General features: G+C 29.6%; 8 protein-coding genes. 1 reads left to right on the plus strand and 7 read right to left on the minus strand.

Annotation, left to right across the window (positions count from 1 at the left end):
• The 4 genes from ACTCDL_RS13370 to ACTCDL_RS13385 all read right to left on the minus strand — a co-directional run.
• On the minus strand, positions 1 to 1,608 hold a 1,608-nt coding region (locus ACTCDL_RS13370), incomplete at its 3' end, for an McrB family protein (protein ID WP_463177723.1).
• A 128-nt stretch (positions 1,609 to 1,736) separates the two neighbouring features.
• A complete protein-coding gene (locus tag ACTCDL_RS13375) occupies positions 1,737 to 1,877 on the minus strand; it encodes a hypothetical protein (protein ID WP_463177725.1) in 141 nt (46 codons plus the stop codon).
• 162 nt (positions 1,878 to 2,039) lie between these two features.
• Positions 2,040 to 2,780 (minus strand): MBL fold metallo-hydrolase, encoded by a 741-nt coding sequence (locus ACTCDL_RS13380; RefSeq protein WP_463177728.1) that lies wholly within the window; start codon positions 2,778 to 2,780, stop codon positions 2,040 to 2,042.
• A gap of 109 nt (positions 2,781 to 2,889) precedes the next feature.
• Positions 2,890 to 3,174 carry a DUF503 domain-containing protein gene (locus ACTCDL_RS13385; RefSeq protein WP_463177733.1) on the minus strand — a complete coding sequence of 95 codons (285 nt, stop codon included), beginning with the start codon at positions 3,172 to 3,174 and terminating at the stop codon, positions 2,890 to 2,892.
• A 635-nt stretch (positions 3,175 to 3,809) separates the two neighbouring features.
• Here ACTCDL_RS13385 and ACTCDL_RS13390 point away from each other — a divergent pair.
• Entirely contained in the window at positions 3,810 to 4,997 is a 1,188-nt protein-coding gene (locus ACTCDL_RS13390; RefSeq protein ID WP_463177739.1) for a DUF2225 domain-containing protein, read from the plus strand.
• Between the two features lie 425 nt (positions 4,998 to 5,422).
• Here ACTCDL_RS13390 and ACTCDL_RS13395 read toward each other — a convergent pair whose 3' ends face one another.
• The 3 genes from ACTCDL_RS13395 to ACTCDL_RS13405 are packed head-to-tail and all read right to left on the minus strand — an operon-like array spanning position 5,423 to position 7,533.
• Positions 5,423 to 5,614: a hypothetical protein gene (locus ACTCDL_RS13395; RefSeq protein ID WP_463177743.1), complete on the minus strand. Its 192-nt coding sequence runs from the start codon at positions 5,612 to 5,614 to the stop codon at positions 5,423 to 5,425.
• 54 nt (positions 5,615 to 5,668) lie between these two features.
• Positions 5,669 to 7,066, minus strand: coding sequence for an MATE family efflux transporter (locus ACTCDL_RS13400; protein ID WP_463177746.1), 1,398 nt, complete (start codon positions 7,064 to 7,066; stop codon positions 5,669 to 5,671).
• Positions 7,067 to 7,083: 17 nt separating this feature from the next.
• Positions 7,084 to 7,533, minus strand: a complete 450-nt coding sequence (locus tag ACTCDL_RS13405) for a MarR family winged helix-turn-helix transcriptional regulator (protein ID WP_463177750.1) — start codon at positions 7,531 to 7,533, stop codon at positions 7,084 to 7,086.
• Positions 7,534 to 7,759: the final 226 nt, after the last annotated feature.

The raw sequence follows: 7,759 nt of genomic DNA on the forward strand, positions 1-7,759 counted from the left end.
ATGTGTATAAGAGACAGCAGTTTTTGCTTTATCTGATTTGAGTATTTCATAAATTTCACTACCTTGTATTTCATTATTTTTAAATTCTCCAATTAATCTTCCATATTGTTCTTGATGCCCAGCTAATTTAGTTAAGATTCTCTGTTTAACTTGAATATCAAACGCATTATCTCTAGAAATAAACATTTCTCCATCTTCCCTTATAGGGATATTTTTTAAGTATTTAGCAATATTTTTAATAATTCTGAACGAAACACCTTTTTGAGCATCTACTTCATGTATTTTAGTATGTAATTCATCCAATAATTGTAATTCTTCAGTTTTTAAAAATTCAATTGGATTCCCAACTTTTTTTCTCCAATTTCCAAAACTACTCAACCCTTTATATGTTCTAACCTTATCTTCACTTTCTTGTAGTTGATTATTTTCAATTTTACTTTTTATTTCATAAAACCCTAATTTCTTAGGATTAACTACATTTACTCTATCTAATAATCTATCAGAGAAATCTTTTGTCGTTTCATCTATATTTACTGTTCCTATGAAAATTAGATTATTACCTAATGGAACATATGATGGGTAATATTTATTATGACATATGCTATTTTTATTATATAATTGCAACTTCCTATCCTTTTCATCTAATTCTAATAATGAAATAAACGGAGAAAACCAATGTTCTACCTGACTTAAATTCATTTCATCAAATATAACCATGTATATTTTATTCTTATTTTTATTAGCTTCTATTAAAATATCTACTAACCCAGTTTCTGATGGAGTATATATTCCATTTATAGTGTTTAAGTATCCCAATACATCATCAGGTTCTGTATAAGAGGGGCTGATAGGTAAAATAATATACTCTTTCCCATCATTTAATCCAAGTGTCTCAGCATATAATTGAGCCATTCTTGTTTTTCCAGTACCTGACATGCCACTAATAATTGTTAAAGGGCTCGTTTTTATACTAGTATGTAGATTATATAAATCTTCTTTATCATAATAAAGTTTTTTCCTTAGAGCATTTTCATAAAGTGCTTTCAAAAATTGATTCTCACGTTCGTTATACTCAGTGTAGTTTTTATTTTCTTCCACAGATAGTTTATCACTCATCTTCTCAACTTCTATATTATTATACAATTCCTCTAATTTTTCTTTATCAAATTCTTCGCTATTATCATTTAATTCTCTATAATATTCATCAGAAATAAAACTTAAATTTTTATATTTATAAATAACATTTCTATCAAAATTATCTGGAGAGTATAGTCTTCCAATTGTATCTTTAATATATTTTAAACTGTTATGATTTTTGCTTTTTTCCTTTTCCCACCCTAATTCCAAATTAGTATATAATATATTATCTACTAATACTATATCAGGCTCTAACATCTCATCACAATTATAATTTGTTATTTGTATGCTTTCATTATTAAATAACTTATTTTCAAATTCTTTCTTACTATAATCTAAATTTGGTATAGCTTTAAATTCAATATCTTCTAATTCATTTATATTATCAATCCATTCTATTTCATCTATATCTTTTACATCTACAATATTTAAGTTTTTGTGTTTTCTTTCTTCATTTTCATATTTAAACATTGGTTCAAATACAATAATTTTATTTTCTAATTTTTCTCTTACAATTCTTTTTTTCTCCTCTGTACTTGTAGAGAAGTTTAATCTATCAAATAAATCATGATCAAAATTTCTAAAACTTTGAGAAAATCCTATAAATAAGCCATCTTCAATTTGGTGGTGTAAATAAGTCTGAGGATCTGAAGAATCCCTAGTGTTGGATACGAATCTTGGTTAGTTGCTAAAATCCCAAGCATATAACTATCTTTTAAAGTCTGTAAATCATTATTCATTAATTCTTCCTCCTTTTATATAACTTTATTAGTTATATTATACATATTATATAAGTTTGTACATACCTTTACAAGAAATCGAATAAAATAATTACCTAAAAAGAAAAAACCAGACAAAATTCGTCTGGTTTAAAAATTATAACATTATATGTTAGCTTCTCTTTAATACTTTCTAAATTTAATCTTCTCACCACGTCGTTCAATGATCGCTCCATCTACTTGTAAATCTTTAAGCTCTTGAGCAAATTTCTTAGTAATATCATATTTGTGGGTAAAATGAATAGGTACTATCATTTGAGGCTTAATTGTTTCAGCAAAGTATCTCCCTGCTAAATAATAACTCTCATCTAAGCGAGGGTCAACAGGTACAAAAGCTAAATCGACCTCTTTTTCTGTTAATTTTTCAATCTCTCTCTTATAATCTTCCTCTTCAACCTTTCTCTCTTCTTCACTAAATCTCTCCCAATCCCACCAGTTTAAGTCCCCTGCATGGAAAATCTTAAGTCCATCTACTTCAACATAATAGGATAGTCCTTGATCTGTACTACCATATGCCTTAACATAGATATCATTCTCCCAATTAATCTCTTGATACTTACTCATAGTATAACGATTATCCTCTTCTTCTGCTTCAACATCTTCACTTAGAATATAAGTAATATCATAGTTGTGCTTCTCCCATTCAAAAATAATTGGATTGAAGTGATCATGATGATTATGGGTGACAAAAACGATAATATTATCCTCCCTTTTAAGAACATCTTTAGTTATCACACCATTAACAATATTTCTATTCCCTTTATGAGGAGTATCGTTATAATAATCAAAAATTAAAAAATGATTTGCTGTCTTAATTGCCACCCCACTATGATATAAATGATAAATCGTAGCTTCTTTAGCCATAATTATTCCTCCTTATAGATACTTATTAATATCTCATATATTAAAACTATTAAGATAGAGACAGGGATTTCCCCAGACTTCTTAGTATTTACTAATCGATTAATATTCATTACAGAAACTCTATAGTATAGTTAAATAAGTGCACATCTAAATAATTATCCTCTATATATTCTATTACTTTATTTAATAGTTGCTGTACATAGATAGTATCATTGCTTATTGTTACTATTCCCACAGTAGCTAATTTCCAATCATCATGATTAGCAATTTCTGCAATAGATACATTAAATCGATTTTTAATTCGGTTGATAATACTCTTTAGTACTCCCCGCTTATTCTTAAGAGAATGACTCATCGGGAATCTCAACTCTATTGTAGATAAACCTACTATCATACTAAGTATCACCTCATCTACATAATTATTCTAGCCAGCCCCCTTAAGTTCCTTTACTCTTCCTCAAATTCTATAATTTAATTCTATAACTCTATCTATTTGTAATATTATTGCTTCTTTCTGTAGCCTCCTGTCCAAAGATCAGTTTAATTGGCGGTTTAATTATCATTCAACCTAAATTTAAGTAAATTTAGAATTACCTATCTAGATTACTATAGATATGAGAGATTGTCAAAATAAATAGAAGTATATTAACTTACAAGGTAATTTAACAAGAGGCAACTCTGGTTTATCGAGTAATTTTATGATATTATGATGTTACTGTATTTAGATTTCTTAACTTCTCATACCAAGTTATGATCATCCAACTTTAAAGATAAATTTAAATATGTCGTTATATAGAGATAATGTGACATTTTTTATAATGATAAATTTACTAGCCACAGGTTTCAACCTGTGGTGATGTTGATATGTTACACTACGGGTTAAAACCCGTAGCTAAAACTTAAAGTGTCGCAATATATCCATTAAATTACACTTTAGACTTGGACACCTATAAGTGAGACTTAAATATAAGATAAGATTTATAATATTGAAATTTAATTACTATTTAATTAGAAAGGATAGATAAATTAATGAATAAGAGTTCACTATATACTTTACTATCTACATATGGTAATTATCAACAAAAGCCTGCTGGAGAAAATGTTTTTAATTATGGAGATCCAGCAAATAAAGTCTATCTAGTTATTAAAGGCCTAATTGGACTATTTATAAAGGATAGGAACGGGCAAGAGAAGGAGATTTCCCGTCTAAGTCCTGAGGATATCTTAGGAGAATTAGCATTATTAGAGGTAGAAAAACGTTCTGCTAGGGCAACTACTTATGAAGATAGTATTATAATAGAATTTTCTTCTGCTAATTTTAAAAAATTAATTACTGAAAAGACTACCTTTAATGAAAAAATAATAACTTCTCTCTGCTCTAGAATTGAACTTCTGCAAAGACCAGTAATTGAGTTCCCAAAACTAGTTAGTTCTTCCAGAAAAGAAGAGATAGAAAATAGCGCTAACTTCTATCTTGATGGTCATTGTAAGTATTTAGAGGTTGCTGGAAATGATTTTGAATATTATCTTTATGATAAAACTATTACCTGCCCCATCTGCTCTAAAAAGATAGAGGTTAAAGAGATTCGCAATTCCCGTCTGCGCCTTAAAGAGACTAGAGATGATTTACGACCGATTTACAAAAACTTTAAGCCAGACTGGTATAAGGTGTGGATCTGCCAGAATTGTTTTTATACAGCCAGTAAGGATGATTTTTTTGACCTAAATAGTAGTAGAAAAAAGAAAATAAAAGAGGAATTTAAAACTAAAGTACATAATATCTTAGGAGCTAATTATCAACCAAGCTATAGTCAGCCTAGGAAACTAGATGAGGTCTTTGATGCCTATTATTTAGCTATTGAATTGTATAATCTAATTGGAACTAGTAATGAAAAACTTGCTTATTTGTGGTTAAAGTTAAGCTGGCTTTATGAGGATGTAGATGAAGAGAAGTTAGCTAAAGAGGCTTCTTTTAAAGCAATGGAATATTTACGTCAGTTTTATTTTAAAGAGCATCATAGTAAGCTATCAAATAGTAGAAATAACAAAATAACCCTTTTATTATCCTTCTTATTTTATAAGCATGGTTTAAAAGACGAAGCATTGCCATTATTAGATACTCTAATTCGTAATCCCCAAATTAAGAAAAACTACAAGGAGATGGCTAGAGATAAATTTATAGAGATTAGAGAGGAAAGAAGAAGAGAAAAGGAATAAAAAAAGAGAGAGTTCGTTACGAACTCTCTCAATATAATATGTAAAAATATAAACTACTAAAACTCTTCCTTATCTTCTGGAAATAAAATTCCCATAATCTCCTTAACAGCCATATCTACATCTTCTTCAAAATTATATTCTTCTTCTTTAACTTCTTCACTCACCCTCATCACCCCAAAATATAAGTTTGTAGCTGAAAGTATACAGTGTAGAATTATACCAATTACTAATCAATTATGATGATTGCTTATTAAATACACATTTTACCTATCAACTGAACATAGCTACTATTTATTCAATTACAATTCTACAAATTACGATTTTTTCCTTCTTTTGCTATAAATTATTTAAAAATAAAATCCCCCTAAAAATCACTTATGCCATTAAAATAAGTAATTTTAGGGAGATTGTATATAACTGGATAATTAATTAACTTCTTTATATTCTATCTCAATTGAATTTGCTAAATCCCACTTATTATCTGCTTGACTATAATCAGAAGAATAAACCTTATAAGCAAAGTTACTACTTTGCATTAGTATACACTCATCTTTATCTTCCATCTTTTCTTTATCATCTAAATGATAATTAGAGAATCCTAAAAGTAGGATAATCAAAATTATTATAATTAAAGATAGCACCATTATCACCTGCTTTAATTAATATTTAGATTAAGCTGCCTTCCTTTCAGCTTTAACCCTTTGTGAATACTGCCATTTATCAGAACTATATCTCCAGATAATCAACCCTGTTCTTACCAAGACATCTATTCCCATCGCCAGCCAAAATCCTAACAATCCATACCCTAAGGAATATCCTAATACTAAACTTAGAATCAACCTTGTTAACCAATTGCCTGCTACTGCAATATACATCGTCCATTTAGTATCACCTGCTCCTCTTAATGCCCCTGTAAGAACCATCATTATACTGAATATCGGTTGGATAAAGATCATTATTTTTAAGACTGGTTTGACCAAGCTGACTACATCAGGATTACTAGTAAATAACCCAATAATGGTATCTACCCAAATAAACATTGGAATCGAAATTACAATCATTAATAACATTGATAAATAAGCTGTCTCTCTCCCATACCTTTTGGCCAAATCCTGCTTATCTGCTCCTAAGCTCTGACCAACTAAGGTGGTAGCTGCTGTAGAAAAACCAAAACCGATCATGATTGGGACCATCTGTGCATTCATCACTATTGCATTAGCTGCAATAGTGATAGTCCCTAATCCAGCTACCAAAAGTGTATAGACAATCTGACTACTCTGTCTAACTAACTGTTCTATAGCAGCAGGAACCCCAATATCAAAGATATCCTTGATTATATCTCTTTCTAATTTTAAAGTAGCTTTATCCAAACTTAACTTCATATCTGTCTTACCCTTAACTAGAATACTAAAGCCAATAATCGTTCCAACTACCCTAGAAAATGCCGTTCCTAAAGCAGCACCTGCTACTCCTAATTCAGGAAAAATCCCTATTCCAAAGATTAATAAATAGTTAAAGACTGTATTACAAACATTAGTTATCAACATAATATAAAGGGGTGTCTTCATATCACCAATACCTTGTAAAACAGCATTGATAATCATCATCGGCAGACCAAAGACCATCGAAGCAAAGACAATCTTTAGATAGATACTACCTTGGGTTAAGACATTATTATCAACTTCCTCCATCAATACCATCATTGCTTTTAAGAAGTCAGTGGAGAATATTACACCTAAGATAGCTAAAATTATCGCTAAAAAGACTCCAGTAAGCAATGAATTTACCATTATCTTATTTGATTTCTTCTTATCTTTAGCACCAATAGACTGTGCCACTAAGGCAGTTGCACCTATAGTCAAGGCTGTCATCGCCCCTATAATTACCATAATCAACCTATTACTCATATCTACAGCGGCAATAGCTGTAGCACCTAAGCTACCTATCATAATAACATCTATTACTCCTACTATACTCTGTAAAAACATTCTTAATACTGCTGGCCAAGCTAAATTAAAGATACTCCTTCTAATCTCTCTTGGCGTCTTATTTTCTGCTAAATCTACCATAATATCCACCCTTCTATTTAATCATAAACTTCAAAATGCTCCTCCATATAATTTAAGATTGGAGTCAATAAAGCAATCAACTTATGCTGCTCATCAAGTTCGAGTTTATTTAAGCATTCTTGTAAGAATTTCTGCCTAAACTCCAATATCTGATTTAATTTCTCTTTACCTTGACTGGTGACTTCTAATAAAACAACCCTTCTATCATTAGTATCTCTATACCTTTTGACTAGATTCCTCTCAACTAAAGCATCAACTATTACTGTTAGTGTACTATTTGCGATATAAGCCTCCTCTTTTAAAGCTGTCATATTTACAGGGGCTAATTTATTGATTAGCCATAGTACTTTAAAGCGGGGTACAGTTAACCCTAAATTTACTACTTCTTTTTTAGTAAATAAAATAATAAATTTATTGATATCTTTAAAGAGATAATCTAAATCCCTTGTTTCATCTAATACATCCATATATTAAACACCTCTTTTTATTTCTTTATTATAATATTTCGTATTACTAAATATTATAACTGATAAATTTATTTTTAGCAAATTAATATTATATAGTCATCCAACTTTAGAATGAAACAATAGAAAGATATTACGACACTTTAAGTTTTAGCTACGGGTTTTAACCCGTAGTGTAACATATCACCATCACCACAGGTTGAAACCTGTGGCTAGTAAATTTATCATT

The organism is Orenia sp. (assembly GCF_055140805.1).